The 2,395-nt window shown below is 65.6% G+C and carries 2 protein-coding genes; both read left to right on the forward strand.

Annotation, left to right across the window (positions count from 1 at the left end):
* A partial coding sequence (locus ABZ471_RS48350; protein WP_359075536.1) for an alpha-glucosidase C-terminal domain-containing protein occupies nt 1-840 on the forward strand: 840 nt, incomplete at its 5' end.
* Nucleotides 837-2,395 (forward strand): maltose alpha-D-glucosyltransferase (gene treS / locus ABZ471_RS48355; RefSeq protein WP_359075538.1); only part of this gene is annotated, 1,559 nt, incomplete at its 3' end. The genes ABZ471_RS48350 and treS, both read left to right, overlap by 4 nt.

Here is a 2,395-nt window from a genome sequence, read left to right on the forward strand (position 1 = left end):
CACACCAAGCCGGTCGTGTTCTGGGAGCGGGTGATCGGGGAGATCAACGGGACCGACCCGGATGTGATCTTCCTGGCGGAGGCGTTCACGCGGCCGGCGATGATGCGCACCCTGGCGCAGATCGGTTTCCAGCAGTCGTACACGTATTTCACCTGGCGCAACGGCAAGCAGGAGCTGACGGAGTACCTGAGCGAGCTGTCGGGCGAGGCGGCCGCCTACATGCGGCCGAACTTCTTCGCCAACACCCCCGACATCCTGCACGCCTACCTGCAGCACGGCGGGCGGGCCGCTTTCGAGGTGCGTGCCGTGCTCGCCGCCACCCTGTCCCCGACCTGGGGCATCTACAGCGGCTACGAACTGTGTGAGAACACCCCGCTGCGCGAGGGCGGTGAGGAGTACCTCGACTCGGAGAAGTACCAGCTCAAACCCCGTGACTGGGACGCCGCCGCACGCGAGGGCCGCACCATCGCCCCCCTCGTCACCCGGCTGAACCACATCAGGCGCGGCAATCCGGCCCTGCGGCAGCTGCGCGACCTCCACTTCCACCACGCCGACCAGGACTCGGTGATCGCCTACTCGAAGCGGAGCGGATCGAACACGGTTCTGGTGGTCGCCAACCTCGACCCCCACCACACCCAGGAAGCGACGGTCTCGTTGGACATGCCGCAACTCGGCCTGGAATGGCACGAGTCGGTGCCGGTGTGCGACCTGCTCACCGGCGAGACCTATCACTGGGGCAGGACCAACTATGTGCGACTCGAACCGGGTCGTCGACCCGCGCATATCTTCTCGGTTCTGCGACCGTCCACCCCGCAGATCGGAGGGTCACCCACAATATGATCGTCAACGAGCCCGTCCCGGACACCTTCGAGGACACTCCTGCCAAGGACCGGGACCCCGACTGGTTCAAACGCGCCGTCTTCTACGAGGTACTGGTCCGTTCCTTCCAGGACAGCAACGGCGACGGCATCGGCGACCTCAAGGGTCTGACCGCCAAGCTCGACTATCTCCAGTGGCTGGGTGTCGACTGCCTCTGGCTGCCACCGTTCTTCAAGTCCCCGCTGCGTGACGGCGGTTACGACGTCTCCGACTACACCGCCGTACTCCCCGAGTTCGGCGACCTGGCCGACTTCGTGGAGTTCGTGGACGCCGCCCACCAGCGTGGCATGCGCGTCATCATCGACTTCGTCATGAACCACACCAGCGACCAGCACCCGTGGTTCCAGGAGTCGAGGCGGGATCCGGACGGTCCGTACGGGGACTACTACGTCTGGGCCGACGACGACAAGCAGTTCCAGGGCGCCCGGATCATCTTCGTCGACACCGAGGCCTCCAACTGGACGTACGACCCCGTACGCAAGCAGTACTACTGGCACCGCTTCTTCTCGCACCAGCCGGACCTCAACTACGAGAACCCGGCCGTGCAGGAGGAGATGATCTCCGCGCTGAAGTTCTGGCTGGACCTGGGCATCGACGGGTTCCGGCTGGACGCCGTGCCTTACCTGTACCAGCAGGAGGGCACCAACTGCGAGAACCTGCCGGCGACCCACGAGTTCCTGAAGCGGGTGCGCAAGGAGATCGACACCCAGTACCCGGACACCGTGCTGCTGGCGGAGGCCAACCAGTGGCCCGAGGACGTCGTCGACTACTTCGGCGACTACGCCTCCGGCGGCGACGAGTGCCACATGGCGTTCCACTTCCCCGTCATGCCGCGGATCTTCATGGCCGTACGCCGGGAGTCCCGCTACCCCGTCTCCGAGATCCTCGCCAAGACCCCGGCGATCCCCTCGAACTGCCAGTGGGGCATCTTCCTGCGCAACCACGACGAGCTGACCCTCGAAATGGTCACCGACGAGGAACGCGACTACATGTGGGCCGAATACGCGAAAGACCCGCGTATGCGCGCCAACATCGGCATCCGCCGCCGCCTCGCGCCCCTGCTCGACAACGACCGCAACCAGATCGAGCTGTTCACCGCCCTGCTGCTGTCCCTGCCCGGCTCGCCCATCCTCTACTACGGCGACGAGATCGGCATGGGCGACAACATCTGGCTCGGCGACCGCGACGCCGTCCGCACCCCCATGCAGTGGACCCCCGACCGCAACGCCGGATTCTCCTCCAGCGACCCCGGACGCCTGTTCCTGCCCACCATCATGGACCCGGTCTACGGCTACCAGGTCACCAACGTCGAAGCCTCCATGTCCTCCCCGTCCAGCCTCCTCCACTGGACCCGCCGCATGATCGAGATCCGCAAGCAGAATCCTGCCTTCGGACTGGGGTCCTACACCGAACTGCAGTCCTCCAACCCCGCGGTGATCGCCTTCCTGCGCGAGTACGAGGACGACCTGGTGCTGTGCGTGCACAACTTCTCACGGTTCGCGCAGCCCACCGAGCT

Origin of the sequence: Streptomyces sp. NPDC005728 (assembly GCF_040630895.1) — a bacterium.
Lineage (GTDB): Bacteria > Actinomycetota > Actinomycetes > Streptomycetales > Streptomycetaceae > Streptomyces.